Origin of the sequence: Streptomyces sp. NPDC059909 (genome assembly GCF_042730885.1) — a bacterium.
GTDB lineage: Bacteria > Actinomycetota > Actinomycetes > Streptomycetales > Streptomycetaceae > Streptomyces.
Genome location: NZ_JBHWKX010000040.1, coordinates 32,324 through 55,171 on the forward strand (window position 1 = coordinate 32,324; position 22,848 = coordinate 55,171).

The 22,848-nt window shown below is 71.6% G+C and carries 26 protein-coding genes; 19 read left to right on the forward strand and 7 right to left on the reverse strand.

Features of this window, described 5'->3' with window-relative positions; all coding sequences use genetic code 11:
• Positions 1–222: 222 nt before the first annotated feature.
• A complete protein-coding gene (locus ACFV9O_RS25275; RefSeq protein WP_385421425.1) occupies positions 223–1,095 on the forward strand; it encodes a phosphatidylinositol-specific phospholipase C in 873 nt (290 codons plus the stop codon).
• On the opposite strand, the gene ACFV9O_RS25280 is transcribed toward ACFV9O_RS25275, so the two are convergent.
• From ACFV9O_RS25280 to ACFV9O_RS25300, 5 genes are all read right to left on the reverse strand, one after another.
• Positions 1,060–2,487, reverse strand: a complete 1,428-nt coding sequence (locus ACFV9O_RS25280; protein WP_385421427.1) for an ATP-binding protein — start codon at positions 2,485–2,487, stop codon at positions 1,060–1,062. The genes ACFV9O_RS25275 and ACFV9O_RS25280 overlap by 36 nt on opposite strands.
• Entirely contained in the window at positions 2,484–3,215 is a 732-nt protein-coding gene (locus tag ACFV9O_RS25285; RefSeq protein WP_385421429.1) for a response regulator transcription factor, read from the reverse strand. The genes ACFV9O_RS25280 and ACFV9O_RS25285 overlap by 4 nt, the downstream gene beginning before the upstream one ends.
• A 20-nt stretch (positions 3,216–3,235) precedes the next feature.
• On the reverse strand, positions 3,236–4,252 hold the full coding sequence (locus ACFV9O_RS25290) for a S1C family serine protease (RefSeq protein WP_385421431.1): 1,017 nt from the start codon (positions 4,250–4,252) through the stop codon (positions 3,236–3,238).
• Between the two features lie 275 nt (positions 4,253–4,527).
• Positions 4,528–5,550, reverse strand: a complete 1,023-nt coding sequence (locus ACFV9O_RS25295; RefSeq protein WP_385421433.1) for a LacI family DNA-binding transcriptional regulator — start codon at positions 5,548–5,550, stop codon at positions 4,528–4,530.
• 24 nt (positions 5,551–5,574) lie between these two features.
• On the reverse strand, positions 5,575–6,378 hold the full coding sequence (locus ACFV9O_RS25300; protein WP_385421434.1) for a response regulator transcription factor: 804 nt from the start codon (positions 6,376–6,378) through the stop codon (positions 5,575–5,577).
• Positions 6,379–6,632: 254 nt separating this feature from the next.
• On the opposite strand from ACFV9O_RS25300, the gene ACFV9O_RS25305 reads away from it, so the two are divergent.
• From ACFV9O_RS25305 to ACFV9O_RS25335, 7 genes are all read left to right on the forward strand, one after another.
• A complete protein-coding gene (locus ACFV9O_RS25305; protein WP_385421436.1) occupies positions 6,633–7,496 on the forward strand; it encodes an alpha/beta hydrolase in 864 nt (287 codons plus the stop codon).
• A gap of 54 nt (positions 7,497–7,550) precedes the next feature.
• On the forward strand, positions 7,551–7,805 hold the full coding sequence (locus ACFV9O_RS25310; protein WP_385421438.1) for a MoaD/ThiS family protein: 255 nt from the start codon (positions 7,551–7,553) through the stop codon (positions 7,803–7,805).
• A gap of 10 nt (positions 7,806–7,815) precedes the next feature.
• The gene (locus ACFV9O_RS25315) at positions 7,816–8,979 is read left to right on the forward strand and encodes a hypothetical protein (RefSeq protein WP_385421440.1); all 1,164 of its coding nucleotides are present in this window, start codon (positions 7,816–7,818) and stop codon (positions 8,977–8,979) included.
• 112 nt (positions 8,980–9,091) lie between these two features.
• Positions 9,092–9,838 carry a DUF2993 domain-containing protein gene (locus ACFV9O_RS25320; protein ID WP_385421442.1) on the forward strand — a complete coding sequence of 249 codons (747 nt, stop codon included), beginning with the start codon at positions 9,092–9,094 and terminating at the stop codon, positions 9,836–9,838.
• Positions 9,839–10,355: 517 nt separating this feature from the next.
• A complete protein-coding gene (locus ACFV9O_RS25325; RefSeq protein WP_385421444.1) occupies positions 10,356–11,201 on the forward strand; it encodes a sulfurtransferase in 846 nt (281 codons plus the stop codon).
• Between the two features lie 42 nt (positions 11,202–11,243).
• Complete coding sequence (locus ACFV9O_RS25330) at positions 11,244–11,531, forward strand: DUF1416 domain-containing protein (RefSeq protein WP_385421446.1); 288 nt, start codon at positions 11,244–11,246, stop codon at positions 11,529–11,531.
• Between the two features lie 173 nt (positions 11,532–11,704).
• Positions 11,705–11,989: a DUF3099 domain-containing protein gene (locus ACFV9O_RS25335; RefSeq protein ID WP_385421448.1), complete on the forward strand. Its 285-nt coding sequence runs from the start codon at positions 11,705–11,707 to the stop codon at positions 11,987–11,989.
• Between the two features lie 112 nt (positions 11,990–12,101).
• On the opposite strand, the gene ACFV9O_RS25340 is transcribed toward ACFV9O_RS25335, so the two are convergent.
• The gene (locus ACFV9O_RS25340) at positions 12,102–12,464 is read right to left on the reverse strand and encodes a DsrE family protein (protein WP_385421450.1); all 363 of its coding nucleotides are present in this window, start codon (positions 12,462–12,464) and stop codon (positions 12,102–12,104) included.
• 173 nt (positions 12,465–12,637) lie between these two features.
• Here ACFV9O_RS25340 and ACFV9O_RS25345 point away from each other — a divergent pair, with 173 nt between their 5' ends.
• The 6 genes from ACFV9O_RS25345 (at position 12,638) to ACFV9O_RS25370 (ending at position 17,468) form a co-directional block, all read left to right on the forward strand.
• Positions 12,638–13,372: a hypothetical protein gene (locus tag ACFV9O_RS25345; RefSeq protein ID WP_385421452.1), complete on the forward strand. Its 735-nt coding sequence runs from the start codon at positions 12,638–12,640 to the stop codon at positions 13,370–13,372.
• On the forward strand, positions 13,369–14,301 hold the full coding sequence (locus ACFV9O_RS25350) for a hypothetical protein (protein WP_385421454.1): 933 nt from the start codon (positions 13,369–13,371) through the stop codon (positions 14,299–14,301). Before ACFV9O_RS25345 ends, ACFV9O_RS25350 begins: the two co-directional genes overlap by 4 nt.
• Complete coding sequence (locus ACFV9O_RS25355) at positions 14,298–15,176, forward strand: hypothetical protein (protein WP_385421456.1); 879 nt, start codon at positions 14,298–14,300, stop codon at positions 15,174–15,176. Before ACFV9O_RS25350 ends, ACFV9O_RS25355 begins: the two co-directional genes overlap by 4 nt.
• Positions 15,177–15,413: 237 nt before the next feature.
• Complete coding sequence (locus ACFV9O_RS25360; RefSeq protein WP_385421458.1) at positions 15,414–15,986, forward strand: FABP family protein; 573 nt, start codon at positions 15,414–15,416, stop codon at positions 15,984–15,986.
• Between the two features lie 54 nt (positions 15,987–16,040).
• Complete coding sequence (locus tag ACFV9O_RS25365; RefSeq protein WP_385421460.1) at positions 16,041–16,478, forward strand: Fur family transcriptional regulator; 438 nt, start codon at positions 16,041–16,043, stop codon at positions 16,476–16,478.
• A 9-nt stretch (positions 16,479–16,487) separates the two neighbouring features.
• On the forward strand, positions 16,488–17,468 hold the full coding sequence (locus tag ACFV9O_RS25370; protein WP_385421462.1) for a YgfZ/GcvT domain-containing protein: 981 nt from the start codon (positions 16,488–16,490) through the stop codon (positions 17,466–17,468).
• 56 nt (positions 17,469–17,524) lie between these two features.
• Here the strand turns inward: ACFV9O_RS25370 and dtd are convergent, their stop codons facing one another.
• A complete protein-coding gene (gene dtd, locus ACFV9O_RS25375; RefSeq protein ID WP_385421464.1) occupies positions 17,525–17,950 on the reverse strand; it encodes a D-aminoacyl-tRNA deacylase in 426 nt (141 codons plus the stop codon).
• A 180-nt stretch (positions 17,951–18,130) separates the two neighbouring features.
• On the opposite strand from dtd, the gene ACFV9O_RS25380 reads away from it, so the two are divergent.
• From ACFV9O_RS25380 to ACFV9O_RS25400, 5 genes are all read left to right on the forward strand, one after another.
• Positions 18,131–18,784, forward strand: coding sequence for an AmfC protein (locus tag ACFV9O_RS25380; protein WP_385421466.1), 654 nt, complete (start codon positions 18,131–18,133; stop codon positions 18,782–18,784).
• A 68-nt stretch (positions 18,785–18,852) separates the two neighbouring features.
• On the forward strand, positions 18,853–19,860 hold the full coding sequence (locus tag ACFV9O_RS25385) for an asparaginase (protein WP_385421468.1): 1,008 nt from the start codon (positions 18,853–18,855) through the stop codon (positions 19,858–19,860).
• A gap of 60 nt (positions 19,861–19,920) precedes the next feature.
• Complete coding sequence (locus tag ACFV9O_RS25390; RefSeq protein ID WP_385421470.1) at positions 19,921–21,174, forward strand: GNAT family N-acetyltransferase; 1,254 nt, start codon at positions 19,921–19,923, stop codon at positions 21,172–21,174.
• A gap of 55 nt (positions 21,175–21,229) precedes the next feature.
• Positions 21,230–21,973 carry an HAD family hydrolase gene (locus ACFV9O_RS25395; protein WP_385421473.1) on the forward strand — a complete coding sequence of 248 codons (744 nt, stop codon included), beginning with the start codon at positions 21,230–21,232 and terminating at the stop codon, positions 21,971–21,973.
• Between the two features lie 61 nt (positions 21,974–22,034).
• Positions 22,035–22,751 carry an HAD family hydrolase gene (locus ACFV9O_RS25400; RefSeq protein ID WP_385421475.1) on the forward strand — a complete coding sequence of 239 codons (717 nt, stop codon included), beginning with the start codon at positions 22,035–22,037 and terminating at the stop codon, positions 22,749–22,751.
• Positions 22,752–22,848: the final 97 nt, after the last annotated feature.

Genomic DNA, 22,848 nt, shown 5'->3' on the forward strand with positions numbered 1-22,848 from the left:
TGGGGTGTGTGGTTTGGGTGGGGGGGGTGGGGGGGGGGGGGGGGGGGGGGGGGGGGGGGGGGAGGGGGGGGGGGGAAGGGGGGGGGGGGGGGGGGGGTTTTTGCCCCCCCGCCCCTCGGCTGTTCCCGCGGAAATCATTCTGTGTCATGCCCATGTCTGCCATCATCCGGGTGCCGACCGCGACCCCCCACATCGCGGAGGCCGACGAAGGAGACAGCGAACATGTCACTGACCAGACGTGGTTTCCTCACGGGCGCAGCTCTCGCGTCCGCCACCGCCCTCATCGGGGCAGCACCGGCCGGTGCTGCCCCGCAGCGCGTCCTGGGCACCCAGGACTGGATGAGCGGCATCGACGGCGGCAGAGCGCTGCGGACCCTGACCATCCCCGGCACCCATGACTCAGGAGCCCGCTTCGGCGGGCTCTGGGCCCAGTGCCAGAACACCACCATCGCGCAGCAGCTCGACTCCGGGATCCGCTTCCTCGACGTACGCTGCCGGGTCACCGGCGGCTCGTTCGCCATCCACCACGGCGCCGCCTACCAGAACATGATGTTCGGCGACGTGCTGATCGCCTGCCGCGACTTCCTGAGCGCCCACCCCTCCGAGACCGTCCTCATGCGCGTCAAGCAGGAGTACTCGACGGACAGCGACGCCACGTTCCGCGCCGTCTTCGACGACTACCTCGACAACCGGGGCTGGCGGCCCCTCTTCCACATCGCCGACGCGCTCCCCACGCTCGGCCAGGCCCGCGGCAAGGTCGTCCTCATCGCCGACAACGGCGGGCTGCCCGGCGTCAAATGGTGGGACGGGGCGGTCTTCGACCTCCAGGACGACTGGAACGCCCCGCCGTGGGACAAGTACCCGAAGATCGAGACCCACTTCCGCAAGGCCGTCGAGCAGCCGGGCAGGCTCTTCATCAACTTCGTCAGCACGTCCGCGTATCTGCCGCCGCGCTGGAACTCGGACGACCTCAACCCTCGCGTCCACGGTTTCCTGGACGGCACGGCGAGCGGCTGGAAGGGCCTCGGCATCGTGCCGATGGACTTCCCCAACACCCGCTCAGGCCTGGTCGACTCGCTCATCCGCCACAACTGACGGCGGCGGAGGCGCCGGCGCCCCCGGAAGGCCGATCACCGCGACGGTCCCGCCGCCCTCCGCCGGCCGCAGCTCCACCTCGCCGCCCGCCTGCTGCACGGTCCTGGCCACGATCGACAGACCCAGGCCGGAGCCGGGCAGCGCGCGGGCGGACGGGGAGCGCCAGAACCGCTCGAAGACGTGCGGGAGTTCCTCGGGCGCTACGCCGGGGCCGTGATCGCGCACGGTCAGCACGCCCCGGTCCAGCACCACCTCGACCGTCCCGCCCGGCGGCGAGAACTTCACCGCGTTGTCCAGCACGTTCACCAGCGCCCGCTCCAGCGCCGCCGGCTCGGCCCGTACGTACCAGGGCCGCAGCTCGGAGGTGATCGTGAGCTCGGGGCCGCGCAGCCGGGCCCGCTCCAGCGCCGTCCGCGCGATGTCGTGCAGCGCGACGACCTGGACGGGGCCGGGAGTCGCGCTGTCCGGCCGGGACAGCTCCTGCAGATCGCCGATGAGCGCGGCGAGCTCGGTCATCTGCGCCTTCACGGACGCCAGCAGCGCGACCCGGTCGTCGGGCGGGAGCGCCCGGCCCGTCTGCTCGCTGCGGGCGAGCAGTTCGATGTTCGTACGGAGCGAGGTCAGCGGGGTCCGCAGCTCGTGACCGGCGTCGGCGATCAGCTGCGCCTGCCGGTCGCGGGAGGACGCGAGCGCGGCGGTCATCTGGTTGAACGAGCGCGACAGCCGGGCGATCTCGTCGTCGCCCTCGGCGGGGATGCGTACGGTCAGGTCCTCGGTGCGGGCCACGTGCTCGACCGCGTCCGTGAGACGGTCGACGGGCTTCAGCCCGGTGCGGGCGACCCACAGTCCCGCGGCACCGGCCGCGACGACACCGACGCCCGCGAGGGCGGTCAGCAGCAGGGCGAGGCGGTTCAGCGAGGCGTCGATCTCGTACAGCGGCCGCGAGACGGACACGGTGAGCTCGCCCCTGAAGCCCGGCACCGGCATCCGTGAGGTGTGGACGCGTACCTCGGCACCGTCGTCCGTGGTGCTGCTGTGCAGGGCGTAGAAGTCGACGCCGCGCGCGACGGCGAGATCGTCCTGCTGCACCTTCACCGGCTGCGAGTCCGCCGCCACACAGCGGTTGCCCTCGCTGTCGACGATCTGGACGTAGGCGAAGGTCCTGCCGGACGGGGGAGCGGAGCCGTCGGTGCGACACGCGTCCCAGGCCGCCGCCACCGTGCCGAGCGGGGCGCTGGTGTTCCGCAGCGAGGTGTCCAGCTCGTTGTGCAGCTGGGTGCGGGCCAGCAGCCAGCACGTCACGGCGACCGCCGCCACGGCGACCGCGACCGCGGTCGCCGTGAGCAGTGCGAGCCTGGAGCGCAGGGGGAGCGCCTGGAACCTGCGGATCACTCCGGCGACCCCTCCCGCAGCGCATAGCCGACCCCGCGCACGGTGTGCACCAGGCGCGGCTCGCCCCCCGCCTCCGTCTTGCGGCGCAGATACATGACGTACACGTCCAGGGAGTTGGAGCTCGGCTCGAAGTCGAAGCCCCAGACGGATTTCAGGATCTGCTCCCGGGTCAGCACCTGCCGGGGGTGCGCCAGGAACAGTTCGAGCAGGGTGAACTCGGTACGGGTCAGCTCCACGCGCCGGGTGCCCCGGGTGACCTCGCGCGTCGCCAGGTCCATCCGCAGGTCGGCGAAGGACAGCACGTCACCGGGCTCCTCCCGGCCGTTGCCGCCCGCCGCCGCGTACGAGCTGCGGCGCAGCAGCGCCCGGATCCGGGCGAGCAGCTCGTCCAGCTCGAACGGCTTCACCAGATAGTCGTCCGCTCCGGCGTCGAGGCCGGTGACGCGGTCGCCGACGGTGTCGCGGGCGGTGAGCATCAGGATCGGCAGCGTCGAACCGGAGGAGCGGATGCGGCGGGCCGCGGTGAGCCCGTCCATGCGCGGCATCTGGATGTCGAGGACGACGAGATCGGGTGCGTACGACTCCAGCCTGGCGAGGGCGTCCACGCCGTCGACCGCGACCTCGGTGCCGTACCCCTCGAACGCGAGGCTCCGCCGGAGTGCCTCGCGGACGGCGGGTTCGTCGTCGACGATGAGGATGCGCTCGCCTTCACCGGAGGTTGTCGTCATGGGGCCAGCCTCGCACGCACTCAGTCGTCGCCGCCCGAGCGCAGGCTGTCCAGGTCGGCCTTGACCGTGTTGACCGGGATGGCGAAGCCGAGGCCGACGCTGCCGGCCGTGGAGCCGCTCGCGGCGCTCGGCGAGTACATGGCCGAGTTGATGCCGATGATCTCGCCGTTCATGTTGATCAGGGCGCCGCCGGAGTTGCCGGGGTTGAGCGACGCGTCGGTCTGGATGGCCTTGTACGTCGTCTTGGCGTCGCCGGTGTCCCCGTTGAACTGCTGCCCGCCGAACTCGAAGGGCCAGCCCTGGCGCGGGTCCTGCTGCGACTGACGGTCCTGGCCCTCGTCCTTGGCGACGGTCACATCGCGGTCGAGCGCGGAGACGATTCCGCTGGTCACCGTGCCGGTGAGGCCCTCGGGGGAGCCGATGGCGACGACCTGGTCGCCGACCTTCAGACCGCCCGAGTCGCCGAGGGCGGCGGCCTTGAGACCCTTCGCGCCCTGCAGCTTGATCAGGGCGAGGTCCTTGTCGGGGTCGGTGCCGACGACGTCCGCGGTGTACGACGTGCCGTCGCTGAGCGTGACCTTGACCGTGTCCGCGCCCGCGCCCGCGATCACATGGTTGTTGGTGACGATCTCGCCGTCCGCCGTGATGATCACGCCGGAGCCGGTGGACTCGCCGGCGCTGGTGGACGCCTTGATCTCCACGATGCTGGGGGACACGGCCTGGGCGACACCGGCGACGGTGCCCTTGCTGCTCTGGGAGACCGTGGTCCCGCTGACGCCGGTGACCGTGCCGGAGCCGTTCTCCCCGGCGAACCGCTCCACCAGGGTGGCGGCCCCGCCGCCGACGGCCGCGGCGACGATCGCGACCGCCGCGATCAGCCCGACGGACCGTTTGGCCCGGCGCCGCTCCGCCCGCCCACCCGTCGCACCCGGCGCAAACGCGGGCGGCGGCGGGTACGCCCCGTCCCCGAACCCCGCGTACGGGTACTGCTGCGTGTGCGTGCCCTCGTCGCCGCTGCTGCGGTAGTGGTCCGTCATGGTCACGACTCTCGGGCGCGTACATGAGAACGCCCTGAGGACGGCCTGAGAAGCCCGACAGAACCGTGTATGCCCGATATAAGGGCGAGTGGGATTCCCCCGCACGCCCTTACCGTTGTGGGCAGTCGTTCCGGAGGGCGGCGAAGCGAGACGGGGGTACCCCCAGGCGAAGCTCCGGGGAAGGGCGGCATGACCCACGGTGCCGGGTGCTGTCGCGGTGGGCGTTCACCCTGGGCCGAGGCCCAGGGTGCCGGGTGCCGTTGCTGTGGGCCCCGTCAGCCACAGCCGCAGGAGCGGCGGACGATCAGGGCCGAGGGGAACTGCTTCACGCGCTCGCGCCGGGATCCGACCACCCGCAGGCCGTCGTCCAGCACCAGGTCCACCGCCGCACGCGCCATCGCCGGGCGGTCGGAGGCAATCGTTGTCAGCGGAGGGTCGGTCAGCGCCGCCTCCTTGACGTCGTCGAAGCCCGCCACCGCCAGCTCGCCCGGCACGTCGATCCGCAGCTCGCGCGCCGCGCGCAGCACGCCGATCGCCTGGTCGTCCGTCGCGCAGAAGATCGCCGGGGGCCGGTCGGGGCCGGAGAGGATCTTCAGGCCGACGAGATACGCGTCGTAGCGGTTGTACGGGGCCTGGAACAGCCGGCCCTCCGTCGACCGCCCGGACTCCAGCATCGCCCGCCGCCAGCCCTCGACGTGGTCGGCCACCGGGTCGCCGACCGCCGGGGTCGACTCCACCCCGCCCAGACAGGCCACGTACGGATGCCCGTGCTCCAGGAGGTGCCGCGTCGCGAGCTGTGCGCCGCCGATGTCGTCGGTCACGACCGCGACGTCGTCTATCGCCTCGGGCCGCTCGTGCAGCAGCACGACCCGCGCGTCCCACGCCTCGATCTCCGCCGCCGCGCGCTCGCTGGGGCCCTGGCTGACCAGGATCAGCCCGGCGACCCGCATGCCGAGGAAGGCCCGCAGATAGTGGACCTCGCGCTCGTCCCGGTAGTCCGAGTTGCCGACGAGGACCATCTTTCCGCGGTCGGCCGCTGCCCGTTCCACCGCGTGCGCCATCTCCGCGAAGAACGGCTGCCGGGCGTCCGGCACGATCATGCCTATGAGGTCCGTGCGCCGCGAGGCCATCGCCTGCGCGACCCGGTCGGGCCGGTAGCCCAGCTCCTTGATGGCAGCGAGGACACGCTCGCGCGTGGCCGGGGCGACCGGCCGGGGTCCGTTGTTGATGACGTAGCTCACGACGGCGGTGGAAGTACCCGCCAGTCGTGCCACGTCGTCCCGCGTCACCTTGGCCACGCGCGGAAGTCTACGCGTGGTGACCTACCTCTGGGCAGGGCGTACGGCCGCTTCGTGGTGCTCGGCAGCTTCCTCCGTGCGTCCGGAGGCCGCGTCCTCCGGACGGGCGACCGCGGCCTGGGCCTTTGCCTTGGCTCCCTCGGCGGCGCGTTCGGCCTTCTCCGGGGTGACGAAGCGGTAGCCCACGTTCCGTACGGTTCCGATCAGCGACTCGTGCTCGGGACCGAGCTTCGCGCGCAGCCGCCGTACGTGGACGTCGACCGTCCGCGTGCCTCCGAAGTAGTCGTAGCCCCAGACCTCCTGCAGCAGCTGCGCCCGGGTGAAGACCCGGCCGGGGTGCTGCGCCAGGTACTTCAGCAGCTCGAACTCCTTGAAGGTCAGGTCCAGGACCCGGCCCTTCAGCTTCGCGCTGTACGTCGCCTCGTCGACCGACAGATCGCCGTTGCGGATCTCCATCGGGGAGTCGTCGGCGGTGATCTGCTGGCGGCCCATGGCCAGCCGGAGGCGGGCCTCCACCTCCGCGGGTCCCGCGGTGTCCAGCAGGACGTCGTCGATGCCCCAGTCCGCGGTGACGGCCGCGAGACCGCCCTCCGTCACGACGAGGATCAGCGGGCAGCCGGGCCCGGTGGAGCGGAGCAGCTGGCAGAGGCTGCGCACCTGCGGAAGGTCGCGCCGGCCGTCGACCAGGATCACATCGGCGCCGGGGGTGTCGACGAGGGCAGGACCCTCGGCGGGTGCGACCCGCACGTTGTGGAGCAGCAGGCCAAGGGCCGGAAGCACCTCCGTCGACGGCTGGAGGGCGTTCGTGAGGAGCAGCAGAGAGCTCATCGCGCCCCACCTGCCCGGTACGCCGTCTCTGTGCGGGTCGTCGTCTCTCGGTCGTGCACGGTTCGCTCGCCCATAACGTCGGTTCCTCCTCGGTCCCTGCGAGGACGTTTGCGGCACTGCTTCTTGCCCCGGCCGCGGCCCCGCGCCCTGGGGTTCCGCGATCGTTTCGTTCACCTGCCTGTAACAACGGACAGGAAACACAAAAGGACCCGGGGGCTACGTCGCCCGGATCCTCTGCCAGCAGAATAGCCCACATGAGTGCGGTGTCGGAGGGTCCGTTTCACAGTGTGGATGTTTCCTCGATCACTGACGGACCGAAACAAGCAACCTTGCGTACCTCGGACGGCATTCGGATCGAGGCCCGTTACGAGCCGTGCACGGCCGGGGCTGGCGACACGGCGATCGTCGTCGCGCACGGATTCACCGGGTCCGTGGACCGGCCGGCGGTGCGGCGCGCCGCCGGCGTCTTCACGGAGCACGCTGCGGTCGTCACCTTCTCCTTCCGAGGCCACGGCGGTTCCGGCGGGCACTCCACGGTCGGCGACCGCGAGGTGCTGGACCTGGCGGCGGCGGTCGCCTGGGCGCGGTCCCTGGGCCATCGCCGGGTGGTGACGGTGGGCTTCTCGATGGGCGGATCGGTCGTCCTGCGGCATGCGGCGCTGTACGGGACGGCGGACGGGGTGGCTCCGGGGGCGCACGCGGGGCTCACGGGAGCACATGACGCCCTCGCATCCGCCGCCTCCGCGGATGCGGTGGCGGCGGTGAGCGCTCCGGCCCGCTGGTACTACCGCGGCACGGCCCCGATGCGGCGGCTGCACTGGGTGGTCACCCGGCCCCTCGGCCGGCTCGTCGGGCGGTACGGCTTCAGGACCCGGATCCACCACGAGGACTGGGACCCGGTCCCGCTGTCCCCGGTGGAGTCGGTCCCGCTGATCGCCCCGACCCCGCTGCTGATCGTCCACGGCGACCGCGATCCGTACTTCCCGCTGGACCATCCGCGCATGCTGGCCGCCGCCGGGCCGTGCGAGCTCTGGCTGGAACCGGGCATGGGCCACGCCGAGAACGCGGCGGACGACGAGCTGCTGAGGCGCCTCGCGGACTGGCTCGTCCGCGCATAGCCCATCATGGACAGTCGACGAGCCGAAGACACGAGCCGCAGAGAGGGGTGCCGCATGGCAGCGGGGACCATCCGCTACTGGGCCGCGGCCAAGGCCGCCGCCGGTGTGGCCGAGGAGCCGTACGCCGCGGAGAACCTGGCCGAGGCGCTGGACGCCGCCCGCGAGAGGCACCCGGGCGAGCTCGTCCGGGTACTCCAGCGGTGTTCGTTCCTCGTCGACGGTGACCCCGTCGGGATGCGCGGACATGAGACCGTACGGCTTGCCGAGGGCGGCACGGTCGAGGTGCTCCCGCCGTTCGCAGGAGGGTGAACCGCACAGCATGAGCAGCGATCAGCAGTATCCGTACGCCTCGCAGGGCTCGCACGGGTCGTACGACCACGAGCACCACGATCCGTACGGGCAGAGCTACCAGCAGGACCCCCACGTCACCCAGACGTGGGAGGGCCAGACCTGGGACACCCAGTACCAGCCGACGGTGCAGCCCGTGCAGTCGACGCAGCCCGCTCAGCCCGCTCAGCCCGTGCGGTCGGCGCAGCAAGCTCCGTATCAGCACCAGCACCAGCACCCGCAGAGCGCGCCGCTCGGCCCGCAGGCGTATCCGCTGCCCCCCGAGGTCCCGGTGGCGCCCGTCGCGTACGAGCCCCCGGCCGCGGTCGCGGAGGCGGAGGCTCCGGTCGTCGACGAGCCCGCGTACGGGCCCCCCACCACCGTGGGCAACGCCCGGATCACCGATGCCCAGCGAGCCCGCCTCGAAGGGCGCTCGCCGATCATCCCGCCCGGCATCCAGCCCGCCGGGCTCACCGCGGTGCTCGGGCTGCTGCTCGCGGCAGCCGGTGCCACCGGCTCGCCGTACGTCCTGCTCCTCCCGCTGGTCCTGCTCCAGGCCGTCACGGCCGCCGGCTGGTTCCGGCTGAACGGCATGTGGCCCGCCCGCCAGGGCATCGCCCTCGCCTTCGCGGGCGGCATCGCCGCGGACGTCGTGCTGCTCGCCGCGGGCCGGGAGCACGCGCCCGCCGCGATCGTCGGCACCCTCGGCGTCTGGGTTCTGCTGACGCTGGTGCTGCAGTTGCGCAGCCGTGCGGGCGCCGACGAGCGGATGCACGGCCTCATGGCCACCGTCGCCTCCGCGGCGCTGACGATCATGGCGGCCGGATATCTCGCCCCCGAGCCGGACGCCCTGGTCGTGGGCGGTGTCGCGGTCGCCGCGGCCACCGTCGCCCGGGCGCTTCCGCTGCCGGGCGCCGCTTCGGTCGTCGTGGCGCTGCTGGCCGCGGCGGGTGCCGGTATCGCGGCCGGGGGAGCCGTCGGAGTGGGTTCGGCCGGGGCGCTGCTCGGCCTCGGGGCCGGGGTGTGCGCGCTCGTCGGGCTGCGGGTGGCGAGCTACGACTACCCGTCGCGCTTCGTCCACATGACCGCGGGTGTCGCCCTGCCGCTCACGGCCGCCGCGCCCGTCGTGTATCTGCTGGGCCGCGCCCTGGTCTGAACCGAGCCCTGGTCCGGACCGCACGGGAACCAATCGTGTGCCGCCGGACGTCGATCATTCGGGCCGGTCCGATCGCGGGCGGCCAGGACAGGGGTGGGGGAAACACCGGGTCATGCGCGCACTGCGAATACTGCTCATCACCGCCGTGATCCTGGGCGGGCTCTTCGCCATCGCCGACCGGCTCGCGGTCAGCTTCGCCGAGAGCGAGGTCGCGGCCAAGGTCAGGAGCAGCCAGGGCCTGACCGGCGAGCCCGAGGTGTCGATCAACGGCTTCCCGTTCCTGACCCAGGTCGCGAGCTCCGAGCTGGACGACGTCGAGGTGCGCCTGGGCGGGGTGAAGGCCAGCGCGGGCGGCCACTCGGTCGAGGTGACCGAGGTCGCGGCCGAGCTGAGCGGGGTGCGTCTCGACGGGTTCTCCTCCGCGGTCGCGGATCGCGCCACGGGCTCCGCCCGGATCTCGTACGAGGACCTCGGCAAGTCGGCGCCCAAGGGCGCGACCGTCTCCTACGCCGGGGCGGAGCGGGCGGCCAAGGGCCAGGTCAAGGTCACGGGCCCGGCCGTCGAGCTGCTGGAGGGCGCGGGCGTCACCATCCCCCGCGTCGCGAAGGTGGTGCTCGAGGGCCGCACCATCGAGACGTACAGCACCGTCTCGATATCCGGCGGCGACACGGTCCGGCTGCGCGCCGCGGACCTGCCGGAGCTGCCGGTCCCGGGCCTGTCCGGCACGCTGCGCGAGACCGTCGACTACGACCTGAAGATCGACGGACTGCCGAGCACCATCAAGCTGGACAAGGTCGCCGCCGACGCGATCGGACTGCGCTTCTCGGGCGTGGGTACGAACGTGTCGCTGGCGGGCTGAGACCGCCGCCGGATCGAGCGTCGCCGTGCCACGGGCCGGGTACCGCCCGGAATACCGGCCCGAACCGCCCGGAATACCACCCGGAATACCGGCCTCGGCGGTCGGATGATCGGATCGTGAGACGGTGGCGTCCGCTCCGTAGATACCGGACGGCCGCACGGGCCGACCGGAACGGGCCGGTGCGGCCCTGAGCCCCTCCCCGTATCGGCATGCGGACGATCGCGTCTCACGATGCGACACGCCGGTGACATGGCCGCCGACTCGTCCCTACGATCGACGCATGAAGCGACAGGCGGATCTCACGAAGCGGCGGGCAGTAGACCTGTGCCGCGTCGCCGCCATGCTCTGTCGCCCCATCTGAGCGGAAGCTCGACTTCCGTATCCCTGGGCCCTTTGCGCCTCCTTCCCGGCCAGGGCCCCCGCGTGTGCCGTCCGCCGATCCGGCGTATCCGCACCCACCCCTCGCGCACGATCGCCCGCGCACCACCCGCCGCACACTGCCCCGGAGGAGAACAGCATGAGCCGCAGCGACGTCCTGGTAGACGCCGACTGGGTCGAGGCCCACCTGGACGACCCGAAGGTCGTCGTCGTCGAGGTCGACGAGGACACCTCGGCCTACGACAAGAACCACATCAAGAACGCCGTCCGGATCGACTGGAAGAAGGACCTCCAGGACCCGGTCCGCCGTGACTTCGTCGACCAGGCCGGCTTCGAGAAGCTGCTGTCGGCGAAGGGCATCGCCAACGACGACACGGTCGTCCTCTACGGCGGCAACAACAACTGGTTCGCGTCCTACGCCTACTGGTACTTCAAGCTCTACGGGCACCAGGACGTGAAGCTCCTCGACGGCGGCCGCAAGAAGTGGGAGCTCGACTCCCGCGACCTGGTCGACGGCGTCGACGTCCCGCAGCGCCCGGCCACCGACTACAAGGCCAAGGCCCAGGACACGTCCATCCGCGCCTTCCGCGACGACGCCGTCGCCGCGATCGGCAACCAGAACCTGGTCGACGTCCGTTCGCCCGACGAGTTCAGCGGCAAGCTGCTCGCCCCGGCCCACCTGCCGCAGGAGCAGTCGCAGCGTCCCGGCCACATCCCGACCGCGCGCAACATCCCGTGGTCGAAGAACGCCAACGACGACGGCACCTTCAAGTCGGACGACGAGCTCAAGGCGCTCTACGCCGACGAGCAGGTCGACCTGGCGAAGGACACGATCGCGTACTGCCGCATCGGCGAGCGCTCCGCGCTGACGTGGTTCGTCCTGCACGAGCTGCTCGGCGTCGAGAACGTCAAGAACTACGACGGCTCCTGGACCGAGTACGGCTCCCTCGTCGGCGTGCCGATCGAGCTCGGCGCGAACAAGTAAGCCCCGGACCTCCGGACCCCTCGACCGTAAGGACAGAAAAGCATGTGTGGAGCGCAGGCCGGCGGCCCCGACGCCTCGACGATCAAGCCCGGTGAGACCACCATCCAGGGCCAGGTGACCCGCGACGGCGAGCCCGTCACCGGTTACGTGCGGCTGCTGGACTCGACCGGCGAGTTCACCGCCGAGGTCCCGACCTCGGCGACCGGACAGTTCCGCTTCTACGCGGCCGAGGGCACCTGGACCGTCCGGGCCCTCGTCCCGGGCGCCACGGCGGACCGTACGGTCGTCGCCCAGACCGGTGGCCTCTCCGAGGTGGCCATCGCCGTCTGACGGCACTCGAAACCGGCCGAAGGGCCGCACCTCTGGGGGTTGGACGCCATTAGCCTGAGGTGCGGTCCTTCGTGCCGTTCGCATGCGAACGGTGGACCGGTGGACGGGCCGCCGGTGAAACCGGTCGGCCGCTGCCCAGGGCACTCGGGCGCCATGGGATCTACCCTTGAGGTGTGCTCGCCCGTAGGCGCAAGGTCTACTTCTGGATGATGGGCGGATGCCTCGTCCTCTTCGTGTCCGCCTGGGCTTTCGTGCGGCTCTGGTCGGTCCCGGCTGCCGTGGCCATGTGCTTCGTCGCCATGGTCATCCCGCCGATCGCGGCGATGGTGGCCAACCGGCGCGGGCCCGAGGACCGGTGGTGGGACGACCCGACCGGGGACCCGCAGTCCGACGCGTGGTGGGAAGAGCTGGACGGCAAGCGGCGCCGCCCCGACGACGAGCGCCGCGACGAGCGCTGAGACCAGTAGACGAGCGCCGAGACCTGCCACCCGCGACTTGGTCGCGTCCGGCCGATCTTGCCGGGCTCGCGTGCCCTGACGCACTGATCCGGCCTGATCGACCGGACAGGCTCTAGTACACGAGCGCTTGGACGCCGTCCGTCGTCGCCTCGCTCACGAAGACCTGAGCGCCCGCGATCCGTACGCCCTCGATGACGTCCTTCTCCGTGATCTCGCGGCGCGCCGCGCACTGGGTGCACAGCGTGATCTGCCCGCCCGCCAGGACCGACTCGAGCAGGTCCGGCAGCGGGGCTGCGTGCGGCAGCTCGAACTCCGCCGCACGTCCGGGCAGCGCGAACCACGAGGACTCACCGGTCAGCCAGAGGGAGACCTCCACGCCGCTGGCCACGGCGACGGCCGCGACCGTGAAGGCCTGCGAGCAGCGTTCGGGGGCGTCGGCCCCGGCGGTCACCTTGATCACGAGCTTCTTCGCCATATGCGGAACTGTAATGTGCCGCGCCACAACCCCACCCGTCACTTGCGTGTCAGCTGTGTGCGCGGATAACGGAATTCGTGCCTCAGGTCTCGTGGGGGGACCCTTTGGAAACGCAGGACACACAGGCGCAGGAGCCCGTGCCGCAGCCGGCGCCGGAAGTGCGGACTGAGACCGTGAACCGGCCCGCCCGCCGCCGCGGCCGCACCGCGCTGATCATCACGGCCGCCGCCGTCATCGGCCTCGTCGGCGGCACGGCCGTCGGCTACGGAGTGCAGGCCGACCGCGAGCCGACAGCGCTGCCCGCGCTGAACCAGCCGAATCTGGCGTACCCGGCGAAGCCGCTCCCGGACGACAAGCGCCCGGCGCCGCTTTCCGCCGCGGAGGACCACAAGGTCAAGACGGACGGCGATCTGCGGAAGCTGTTGCTCGCGAAGCCGTCGGGTGCCCGCAAGGCCGACTGGTGGTGGCTGAACGACGGCTGGGTGGACACGGCGGGCTACGCCCTCGACTTCGAGAGCGAGGACTACATGTTCGAGACTCTCGTGGAGGCGGACATCCGCAGGGTCGCCGCGGTCGCCTGGGAGCAGGGCGAGTTCAAGAACACGAACATCAGACTCGTCCAGTTCCGCTCGGGTGAGGGCGCCCGGGAGCACGCGGAGGGCCAGCACGGCTACATGCCCGAGGACGAGGACGGCGCCGGCAACGAGGGCGACGCGCTGAAGGGCAGCGGGAACGGCCGGTACTACGTCTACAAGGTCCAGGAGAAGGCGGGCTACCTGCCGCTCTACCGGGCCCGGGCCATCTTCCAGCGCGGCGACATCATGGTCGACATCAACATCTTCGACACCAAGCGCATCAGCAAGAACGACATCCGCAGCCTGGCCGAGCGACAGCTGGAGCGCCTGTGAACGAGGACCGGACACGCCAGGAGCAGCTCGCCGAGCCCGTGGTGGAACCGGTGACGCAGCCGGAACCCCAGCCCCTCGCGGAGGCCGGGGCCCGGCCCGCGCCGGCGCCGGAGGCCCAGCCCGAGGCCGCGCCCGTCGCCGGACCGGAGCCCGTCGCCGAGCCCGGACGCAAGCCCTCACGCGTCCGCCGCCTTCTCGCCACCGTGCTTCCCTCCGTGCTCGTCCTCGGTGCCGTCGCCGGTGGAATCACCTACACCGGCCTCGCCGTCGATCGCGCCGACCGCACCGCCCCCACCACCATCTGGGGCCCGGCCGACGACGACCCGGCAGAGGACCCGGCGAGCAGCGCCGGGCGCGGCCGGGCCTCGACGCCGCTCAGCAAGAAGCTGCTGCCCGTGCCGCCCGGCTACCGCCTCGGCCCGGACGTCGAGTCGTACGGGAACGACGGCGAGATCGGCGACAAGGCGGCCGCCCTCCTCAAGGAGGGAGGCCGGGGTCTGTCCGGCAAGAAGCGCCGCGACTTCGACAAGCGGATCGACAGGATGGGCGTCAAGGGCATCGCCATGCGCTCGTTCGCCTCGGACGCGAACGACCTCATCGTCGAGGTGCAGATCATGCAGATGAAGGACAAGAAGCGGATCCACGATCTGTTCGAGCTCAGGACGGAGCTGGCCGAGGCGCTCGAGTTCCCCAAGGGCCCGAAGATCAAGGACCACAAGAAGTCCGCCTGCTTCCTGATGCCCCAGGGGAACGAGGACGGGGAGGACAAGGACAAGTCCGACCTGGAGGCGATGTCCTGCTCGTCGTACGACTCCGAGCTGTTCGTGAGCGTCACCGCATTCGGCACGAAGCCGTTCGACAAGTCCGCCGTCGCCGAGCTGGTGAAGAAGCAGCTCGACCACATCGCGTCCCCGGGGGAGTACGTATGACCGAGCCCATCACGGAAACGGCACCCGTGCCCCCGATGCCGGAGGCTCCGCCCGCCGTTGCCGCCGTCGCCGCTGATCCCCTGCCCGCTGCGCCCGCTGCGCCCGCGGCCCCCGTCCCCGTACGCGACCGCCGGGTCCTGCGCGCCGTGGCCCGCTGGACCGTCGCGGTGCTCGTGTGCGGCGGCCTCGGCGCCGGGACCGCCCTGGGCATCACGTCCATGGAACGCACGGACGTGCCCGGGCTGGCCACGAAGAGCGACGGCCGCTGGGACTACCCGAAGCTGTCGCTGCCCGCGCTACCGAAGGACACCCTGCGCCCCTTCACCGAGGGGAACAGGGAGGAGGTCCACCACGCCGACCTGCGGCAGCTGCTGCTGCCCGCGCCTGCGGGTGCGACCGCGGACAAGAAGCTGACCGGCGGCTGGGTGACGTCGAAGCAGTTCGTCTCCGAGTACGACAACGGGTCGCACGAGGATCTGGAGCTCGCGCTCAAGGACTACGCCGTACGGCACATCGCCGCCCGCGGCTGGACCATGCCGGACGGCACGGCGTCCCGCGTCTATCTGCTCCAGTTCGACTCGGCCGCCTCGGCGGACTCGTTCAAGGACGACGAGATCCGCATCGGCGCGGAGCCCGGAGTGCCGCTGGCCAACTCGGCCGGGTTCGAGATCGACCCCGACTGGAGCGGCTCGGGGCTGGCCGCGTCGACGTCGACATACGTCTACCGGGAGACGCCGGCGGGTGCGGTCCAGCTCCGTCAGGCCTACGTCGTCGCGGGCGACACCCTCGCCCTGATCGTCCAGTCGAGGAAGGCCGAGGCCGCCGCCGTTCCCTTCCACCAGGCCGTCGCCCTGCAGAACCAGCTCCTGGGCTGAGACCGCCGAGCCTGCTGAGAGGGCCTCGCGGAGAGGGCCGGACGCCAGCCCACTAAGCTGGGGTCCGGCCCTTCTGCCTTCACCGCTCGTTCGAGGGAGCACCCGTGATCGTTTTCTTCGAGGTTCTGCTGGTTCTCGTCTGCGTCGGCGTGCTCGCCTTCACCGGCCTGGCCGTGAAGAAGCTGTACCAGGGTCAGCGCTAATCCCCCCGTACTCCACAGACCGACAGAGCTGATCATGATCGAGATCCCGTCCGACCTGAACCCTGACCTCGTTCCGCTCGCGTTCCTCCTCGGTACGTGGGAGGGCGCGGGCGTGTCCGACTTCCCCGGCGCCGACAAGTGCAACTTCGGCCAGTCGGTGACGTTCAGCCACGACGGCCGGGACTTCATCGAGTACGTCTCGCACACGTGGGTGCTGGACTCCGAGGGCAAGAAGGTCAGGCCCCTGGAGAGCGAGTCCGGCTACTGGCGGATCGACAAGGACCGCAAGGTCGAGGTCGTCATGGTCCGCGACCAGGGCGTCGTGGAGATCTGGTACGGCGACCTCGCCGACCAGAAGCCGCAGATCGACCTGGTGACCGACGCCGTCGCGCGTACCGCGAGCTCGGGCCCGTACAGCGGTGGCAAGCGGCTCTACGGGTACGTGAAGGGCGACCTGCTGTGGGTCGGCGAGAAGGCCACCCCCGAGGTGCCGCTGCGGCCGTACATGTCGGCGCACCTGAAGAAGGTCGTCACCCCGCAGGACGTCGAGGCGTGGGCGAAGGACCTGGGCGACCTGCCGGACGACGGCATCGCCTTTTTCAAGTAGGAACGCAGGCCCGACGGCCCGGGCCCGGACTCACCACGCGCCTACACTGGTCGCGTGGTGAGCACCGACTGGAAGAGCGACCTGCGGCAGCGCGGCTACCGGCTGACCCCGCAGCGCCAGCTTGTCCTCGAAGCCGTCGACACCCTGGAGCACGCGACCCCGGACGACATCCTCGTCGAGGTGCGCAAGACCGCGTCCGGGATCAACATCTCCACGGTGTACCGGACCCTGGAGCTCCTGGAGGAGCTCGGTCTCGTCTCGCACGCCCATCTGGGCCATGGTGCGCCGACGTACCACCTCGCGGACCGTCACCACCATCTGCACCTCGTCTGCCGGGACTGCACGGACGTCATCGAGGCGGATGTCGCGGTCGCCGCCGACTTCACCGCCAAGCTCCGCGAGACGTTCGGCTTCGAGACCGACATGAAGCACTTCGCGATCTTCGGCCGCTGCCGCAAGTGCGCCACGAAGGCCGCTTCTGACCAGTCGTAGGCTTGGCCCATGCAGCGACATTCAACGATCAGCCCTCTGCTGTCCCTCCCCGGCGCCGTCCCGGCCGAGGGCCGCGACGAAGGTGTCGCCGCGCACTACGGCGATCTCTTCCGTGAGCAGCGCGCTCTCGCGGACGGCACCGGTCTCGTCGACCTCTCCCACCGCGGTGTCGTCACCGTCTCCGGCCCCGACCGGCTGAGCTGGCTGCATCTGCTGCTGACCCAGCACGTCAGCGACCTCCCGGCCGGGCAGGCCACCGAGGCGCTGATCCTCTCCGCGCACGGCCACATCGAGCACGCGCTCTATCTCGTGGACGACGGCGAGACGGTGTGGGCACACGTCGAGCCCGGTACGCAGGAAGCGCTCATCGCGTACCTGGAGTCGATGAAGTTCTTCTACCGGGTGGAAGTCGCCGACCGGACCGATGAGTTCGCGGTCGTGTATCTGCCGGCCGGTTCGATCGCCGAGGTCCCGGACGGTGTCGTCGTACGGGAGACCCCGCAGGGCCGCGACCTGTTCCTGCCGCGCCGGGACCTGGAGTCGTACGCCGCGGCCAACGGGCCCGCCATCGGGGTGCTGGCCCACGAGGCCCTCCGCGTCGAGGCGCACCGCCCGCGGCTCGGCTTCGAGACCGACCACCGGACGATCCCGCACGAGATCGGGCTGATCGGCACCGCCGTGCACCTCCAGAAGGGCTGCTACCGCGGTCAGGAGACGGTGGCGCGCGTCCACAACCTGGGGAAGCCGCCGCGCCGGCTGGTCTTCCTCCACCTGGACGGCAGTGAGGTGCTCCTGCCGGGCCACGGGACGCCCGTGCGGCTCGCCGCGGACGGGGAGGAGGGCCGTCAGCTGGGCTTCATCACGACGTCTGCCCGCCACCACGAGCTGGGGCCGATCGCGCTGGCGCTGGTGAAGCGGAACGTGCCGGTGGACGCGGAGCTGCTGGCGGGGAACACGGCGGCGGCCCAGGAGACGGTCGTCGAGCCGTAGCCGTGGAGCCGTAGCCGTAGGGCCGTAGCTGTGGCTTGTGGGTGCGGCTGCGGGCCTCAGACCTCGATCAGCACCGTGAACGGGCCGTCATTCGTGAGCGACACCCGCATCTTGGCTCCGAACCGGCCCGTCTCCACGTGCGCCCCCAGCGCCCGCAGCTGCGCCACCACCTCGTCGACGAGCGGCTCGGCGATCTCGCCGGGCGACGCCGCGTTCCAGGTGGGGCGGCGGCCCTTGCGGGCATCCCCATAGAGAGTGAACTGCGAAATCACCAGCAAGGGCGCATTCACGTCCGAGCAGGACTTCTCGCCGTCGAGGATCCGCACCGACCAGAGCTTGCGCGCCAACTGCGCCGCCATCTCCGGTGTGTCACCGTGGGTGACCCCCACCAGCACACACAGCCCTTCGCCGACGATTTCGCCGACCGTCTCGCCGGCCACCACGACCTTCGCGCCGTCGACGCGCTGAACCACTGCTCGCATACGGACCAACCTATCCGGGACCTCCGCCCGGGACCGGCCCTGGGCCATCCGGGGCTGAACGGGTGCAGAGCGCCTGCGTGCGAACCGTCCGTAATGGCACGATGCACGAAGGCGGTGCAGCCCCTCGGCCCTCCGGGCCCGGGGAGACCCCATGCACCGGTCGAGGGGACTGATTCACGCATGACCACACCTGGCGCCGGGCAGTCGCCCGGTCCCGCACCGATGACCACTCGCAGCAGCTCGGGCGCCATGCGCCCGCCCCAACAGCGCACCTCGGACCCGGACCCCCTGTCCGAGCCGCGCACCCACGATCTCGCCGCCCTGCGGCTGCCGGAGCTGCGGGCGCTGCGCCGCGACTCGCAGAGTGACGAGGCGGACCTGAGCTATGTGCGGCGGCTGCTGCAGGGGCGTATTGACATCCTGCGGGCGGAGCTGGCCCGGCGCACGGCCCCGCCGGCGTGCCAGGCGCAGCCCGTCGTGCCGGGGGGCGCAGGCCGGCTGGGCCCGGACGCCGCGGTCGTCGACCGGCTCTCGGCGATCCTCGCGGACCCGCCGTCGCGGCGCGGCAGCTCGGCCCGCCATGTGACGTTGTCCACGCCGCGGGGGGAGGAGTACCGGCGGCTGGCCGCGGAGATGCTGGCCGAGGTCGAGCTGTCCGACCTGGAGGCGCGTACGGACGAGGAGCTGCACGCGGCGATGGGGAGGTTCGCGCGGTACGAGCAGCAGGTGTCGCGGCAGCGTGCACAGCTGCAGCGGACCGCCGACGACTGCAGTGCGGAAATCGCCCGCAGGTACCGTGAAGGGGAAGCACAAGTAGACGACCTGCTCACCTGAGGCGATCCTTCCGGTCTTCCGGGGCGGCCTTCCGGGCGGGTCTCCCCTGTCCGGAAGGCCGCCGCCCGATGAGCACCACCGTCCCCGCTCCCTTCGCCGCGCCCGCGTGCGCCTCCGCGCCCGCGTCCGCGTCCGAGATACACCCGGTCCTCGCCGAAGTCGTACGTTCCGGCTTCGTCGAGGGCCATCACCGGGGTTCGCTGGTGGTCCTGGCGGCGGACGGCAGCGTGGAGCTGGCCCTGGGGGATCCGGCGGCGCCGGTCTTCCCGCGCTCGTCGAACAAGCCGATGCAGGCCGCGGCCGTGCTGCGGGCCGGTCTCGACCTCGCGGGGGAGCGGCTGGCGCTGGCCGCCGCGAGCCACTCCGGCGAGTCCTTCCATCTCGATCTGGCCCGCACGATGCTGGCCGATCACGGGCTGACGCCCGACGATCTGCAGACCCCGCCCGATCTGCCGCTGGACCCGGCCGAGGCGGAGACGTACCTCGCGGCCGGACAGGTCCGCGACAAGGTGACCATGAACTGCTCGGGCAAGCACGCGGCGATGCTGGCGGCGTGCGCGCTGAACGGCTGGTCGCTCCGGACGTACCTCGACCCGGCCCACCCGCTGCAGCGGATCGTGCACACCGTGGTGGAGGACGCGGCGGGCGAGCAGGTCGCCGCGGTCGGCACGGACGGCTGCGGGGCGCCGCTGATGGCGATCAGCCTGACCGGCCTGGCGCGGGCGTACCGGTCATTCGTGCTGGCTCCCGAGGGCTCGGCCGAGCGGCGGGTCGCGGACGCGATGGCGGCCCACCCCGAGTACGTCGCGGGCACGCGCCGTCCCGACACCTGGCTGATGCGGGCGGTGCCGGGTGCCCTGTCGAAGATGGGCGCCGAGGCGGTCCAGGCGGTGGCGCTGCCGGACGGCCGCGCCCTCGCCTTCAAGATCGACGACGGTGCGACGCGGGCGCTGGGGCCGGTGCTGGCCCGCTGCCTGGAGCGCATGGGAGTGACCGACCCGGTGCTGGCCCGCCTGGCCGAGGCGCGGCTGCTGGGCGGCGGACGGCCGGTCGGGGAGATCCGCGCGGCGTTCTGAGGCGCGTCCCGCAGCGACGGGGGACGGCGTTCCCGCGCGGAAGTGTCTAGCGTGGACGGTATGAGCCTTGAGGACCTTGAGGTGCGTACCGTCACCGAGGCCGAGGGACCTGGCTGGCTGCGGGCCATGTTCACCGGCTTTCTGATGTCCCCGGTCGTCGGGGAGGCCGAGGCGGCCGAGCGCCTCGCGCACATGGACCTCTCGAGGACGCGGGGCGCCTTCGACGGCGGGCGGTGCGTGGGGACGTACCGCTCCTTCGACCAGCAGCTCACGGTGGTCGGCGGCGCCTTCGTCACGGCGAACGCCGTCACGCAGGTCACCGTCGCCCCCACGCACCGCCGCCGGGGCGTCCTCAGCCGGATGATCACCGAGGACCTGGGCGAGGCGAAGGAGCGCGGCGACACCGTCTCCACGCTGATCGCGGCCGAGCACCGGATCTACGGGCGGTACGGCTTCGGCCCCGCCGCCTGGCTCACGGAATGGGAGATCGACGTCCCGCGCAGCGGCCTCGACCCGCGGTGGTCGGTCCCGGCGGACGGGGGCCGGGTGGACCTGGCCGACGCCGAGGACGTACGCAAGCTCGGACCGGAGCTGCATGAACGATTCCGCGCCCGGCAGCACGGCGCGGTCGACCGGGACGCGTACTGGTGGAACGTGAACACGGGGGCGGTGCGGCTGCCGTCCCAGCCGCACTCGGAGCCCTACTACGCCGTGTACCGCTCACCGGCGGGCGAGGCCGAGGGACTGCTCACCTACACGGCGGAGTCCCGCTGGAGCGACGGCAACCAGCCGGCGAACATCGCGAAGGTCCAGAGCCTGATCGCGGTGACGACGGCCGCGGAGCGTGCGCTGTGGGAGTACGTCTGCTCGATCGACTGGATCACGACGGTCCGCTCCGGCGGGCGGGCCCCCGACGACCTGCTCCCCCTCTTCCTCCCGGACCCGCGCGCCGCACGGATCGTGACGCAAGCGGACTTCCTGTGGGTGCGGCTGCTGGATGTCGTACGGGCGCTGCAGGCGCGTACGTACGCGGCATCGGGCTCCCTGGTGCTCGATGTGCACGACGACGCGGGACTGGCGGGCGGCCGCTTCCGGCTGGACGCCACACCGGAGGGCGCGTGGTGCGTGCCGACGACGGAGGCGGCCGATCTGTCGCTGGGCATCCGGGAGTTGGGGACGCTGTATCTCGGCGACGAGTCGGTGCTGCGGCTGGTCGCCCTGGGCCGGATCGACGAGGACAGCCCGGGCGCGGCGGCACAGGCGGACGCGGTGTTCCGCGCGCAGCGGCGGCCGTGGTGCCCGGACATGTTCTGAGGAAGTGGTCCGCCGCACTCTGGAACACCGTCGCCCCGAGCCGGACACTCTTTTGGTGACAACCGACGCGGCACACACGGAACAGGCGGCGCACGTGGTCGAGCGGCTCGACGATCTGATCGGCGGCGCCGAGCACGTGCTCTTCGACTTCGACGGGCCCATCTGCAGGCTCTTCGCCCGCAGTCGCCTCCACGAGGTCGCACAGAGCCTGGTGGAGTGGCTGGAGGAGCGCGGCAGCCGGGCGCTGCTGGCGGACGAGGAACGGGCCTGTGGCGACCCCCATGCCGTACTGCGGGCGGTGAGCCGGGCCGAGCCGGGCGGCGACCTGGTGCAGCGTCTGGAGGCGGAACTCACCGACGCGGAACTCCTGGCCACCATGACCGCCTGGCCCACCGCCTACGCCGACCCGCTGATGCGCACCCTGAGCGCGATCGGCGTGGGCCTGGCCGTCGCCACGAACCACTCCCCGAGGGCGGTCGAGGCCTACCTCACCGGCCGTGGACTGCGCGAATGCTTCGTGCCCCACATCCACGGCCGCACCACCGACCTCCGCCCCCTCAAGCCCGACCCGGACTGTGTCCACCGCGCCCTGGCCTCTCTCGGCGCCGACCCGGAGGCCTCCCTGATGATCGGCGACACCCCCTCGGATCTCCACGCGGCCCGAGGGGCGGGCGTCCGCTTCCTCGGATACAGCAACGACCCGTTCCGTGCCGAACGGCTGCGACGGGCGGGCGCGACCGTGGTCGTGGAGTCCCTGGAGCCGGTGCTGGAGGCCGCGCGGCGCGTCGGACGCCCGTAGGGGGTGTCCTGGGGGCCGCATACTGGGAGTGGGCGTCGCGACCTCCGACGAATGGACCACTGTGGCAGACGATCTGCAGGAGCTCCTGGGCCGTGCTCGCTGTGTGCTGTTCGACTTCGACGGCCCCATGTGCAGGCTGTTCGCCGGGCATCCGGCGTCGGCCGTCGCCCAAGAGCTCAGGGATCTGCTGAACACACGTGGTGCCTCCGGTCTGTTGTCGCCGGAGGAAGAGCGTTCCGACGACCCGTACAGGGTGCTGAGCGCGGTGGACCGGGCCGCCCCCGGAGATCCTCTTGTGGCGGAGATCGAGGAACGACTGACCGACGGCGAACTGCGCGCTGTCGACGAGGCGACCCCCACGCCCTATGCGAACGAGCTGGTCCGAGCCCTCGTCCTGGCGGGCCGGAAGGTCGGCGTGACCACCAACAACTCGCCCGCGGCCGTGGAGCGTTATCTGCGTGCCCACGGGCTCGACGGCCACTTCGCGGGGCATGTCTACGGGCGCACGGGCCGACCGGTCCTTCTGAAGCCCCATCCCGACTGTGTGAACCGGGCCTTGGCGGGAATGGGCGCCGGGCCGGAGGAGGCGGTGATGATCGGGGACGCCGCAGGTGACCTGATGGCGGCGACGGACGCCAAGGTGGGGTTCATCGGGTACGCCCGCAACGAGCGGAAGGCGGCCCAGCTGCGGGACGCACGCGCCGATGTCGTCGTGAGGTCGCTCCGCGATGTGCTGACGGCCGGCCACTGGGACGCAGCCGGTCCTCCGGGAGCATGAATTCCCCGTCAGGGCCGACGGTGGACGCCGGGATCGTGGGGCCGGCGTGAAGTCTTCCCGTACTGGACCTTCGTGATGCCGTCGAAGGCGGTCGCCT

Coding starts and splice junctions, on each gene's coding strand:
- ACFV9O_RS25275 (WP_385421425.1), top strand. CDS start 223: ATGTCACTGACCAGACGTGGTTTCCTCACGGGCGCAGCTCTCGCGTCC.
- ACFV9O_RS25285 (WP_385421429.1), bottom strand. CDS start 3,215: ATGACGACAACCTCCGGTGAAGGCGAGCGCATCCTCATCGTCGACGAC.
- ACFV9O_RS25290 (WP_385421431.1), bottom strand. CDS start 4,252: ATGACGGACCACTACCGCAGCAGCGGCGACGAGGGCACGCACACGCAG.
- ACFV9O_RS25300 (WP_385421434.1), bottom strand. CDS start 6,378: ATGAGCTCTCTGCTGCTCCTCACGAACGCCCTCCAGCCGTCGACGGAG.
- ACFV9O_RS25305 (WP_385421436.1), top strand. CDS start 6,633: ATGAGTGCGGTGTCGGAGGGTCCGTTTCACAGTGTGGATGTTTCCTCG.
- ACFV9O_RS25310 (WP_385421438.1), top strand. CDS start 7,551: ATGGCAGCGGGGACCATCCGCTACTGGGCCGCGGCCAAGGCCGCCGCC.
- ACFV9O_RS25315 (WP_385421440.1), top strand. CDS start 7,816: ATGAGCAGCGATCAGCAGTATCCGTACGCCTCGCAGGGCTCGCACGGG.
- ACFV9O_RS25320 (WP_385421442.1), top strand. CDS start 9,092: ATGCGCGCACTGCGAATACTGCTCATCACCGCCGTGATCCTGGGCGGG.
- ACFV9O_RS25325 (WP_385421444.1), top strand. CDS start 10,356: ATGAGCCGCAGCGACGTCCTGGTAGACGCCGACTGGGTCGAGGCCCAC.
- ACFV9O_RS25330 (WP_385421446.1), top strand. CDS start 11,244: ATGTGTGGAGCGCAGGCCGGCGGCCCCGACGCCTCGACGATCAAGCCC.
- ACFV9O_RS25340 (WP_385421450.1), bottom strand. CDS start 12,464: ATGGCGAAGAAGCTCGTGATCAAGGTGACCGCCGGGGCCGACGCCCCC.
- ACFV9O_RS25355 (WP_385421456.1), top strand. CDS start 14,298: ATGACCGAGCCCATCACGGAAACGGCACCCGTGCCCCCGATGCCGGAG.
- ACFV9O_RS25360 (WP_385421458.1), top strand. CDS start 15,414: ATGATCGAGATCCCGTCCGACCTGAACCCTGACCTCGTTCCGCTCGCG.
- ACFV9O_RS25370 (WP_385421462.1), top strand. CDS start 16,488: ATGCAGCGACATTCAACGATCAGCCCTCTGCTGTCCCTCCCCGGCGCC.
- dtd (WP_385421464.1), bottom strand. CDS start 17,950: ATGCGAGCAGTGGTTCAGCGCGTCGACGGCGCGAAGGTCGTGGTGGCC.
- ACFV9O_RS25380 (WP_385421466.1), top strand. CDS start 18,131: ATGACCACACCTGGCGCCGGGCAGTCGCCCGGTCCCGCACCGATGACC.
- ACFV9O_RS25385 (WP_385421468.1), top strand. CDS start 18,853: ATGAGCACCACCGTCCCCGCTCCCTTCGCCGCGCCCGCGTGCGCCTCC.
- ACFV9O_RS25390 (WP_385421470.1), top strand. CDS start 19,921: ATGAGCCTTGAGGACCTTGAGGTGCGTACCGTCACCGAGGCCGAGGGA.